This is a genomic window from Candidatus Hakubella thermalkaliphila, from assembly GCF_013281975.1.
Classification (GTDB): Bacteria; Actinomycetota; Humimicrobiia; order Hakubellales; family Hakubellaceae; genus Hakubella; species Hakubella thermalkaliphila.
Genome location: NZ_BLRZ01000362.1, coordinates 1 through 819 on the forward strand (window position 1 = coordinate 1; position 819 = coordinate 819).

The 819-nt window shown below is 47.7% G+C and carries 1 protein-coding gene and 1 pseudogene; both read right to left on the reverse strand.

The features are described from left to right. A pseudogene (locus tag HW443_RS12160) lies at positions 1-186 on the reverse strand (hypothetical protein); the annotation flags it as partial. Further along, on the reverse strand, positions 183-819 hold a 637-nt coding region (gene surE / locus HW443_RS12165; RefSeq protein ID WP_176238326.1), incomplete at its 5' end, for a 5'/3'-nucleotidase SurE. The pseudogene HW443_RS12160 and the gene surE, both read right to left, overlap by 4 nt.

Genomic DNA, 819 nt, shown 5'->3' on the forward strand with positions numbered 1-819 from the left:
CCGGACCTTGGTTCTCTCCAGAGTCTCCGTCCACAGTACCCCCTTGATTTTACCGCTCTTATCCTGGAGCTCCAGTCGGCAGTAACTGCTGCCATCCTTTTTTTGGGATATCTGCTTTTTGCTGACCACAAAGGCGGAGTTGATAATAGAACCATTTGTGAGCTCGGAGACATATTGATTCTTCATACCTCTCCACTCCTGAAAAAGCTATCCCCGGCTAAATAAGACAGTTCTTCTTCGACCGTGCTAGCAGCAGCTTCTTCTGACTGGCTAGTGTCGAAAATAGAAATCCTTCTTGGCTCACCGGGCTTGTTTAAATCCAGGCATTCCATCCAGGTCCCCAATTCACCCAGAAAACGGTAATTAGTCATGTCATAGTGGATAGGAGTTATGGAAATCATCCCATTTTTTAAGGCTACAATATCAATATCCGGCTCGAAATCAGATTCCACGAACTCTCCGTCCAACCAGTAATAAGTCCGATTTCTGGGGTCAATTCTCTTATGGAAGATTTCTTTAAACTTGGAAACTCCCTGTCTGGTGATCCTGATGCCTTTGATTTCTTTTTCTTTGACCGCCGGGATGTTGACGTTTAAGAGAGTACCTTTCGGAAGACCTCTGGTCACCACAATCTCAGCCAGCCGGGCCGCGAATCTGGCGGCAAAAGTAAAATCAGGGTCGGTAAAGGAATCCAGAGACACAGCCATGGAAGGGATGCCCAACATGGTTCCCTCTGTAGCCGCGGAGACAGTGCCGGAGTAAATGATGTTTGTCCCCACGTTAGGGCCCAGGTTAATGCCGGAGATAACAAGGTCCGGT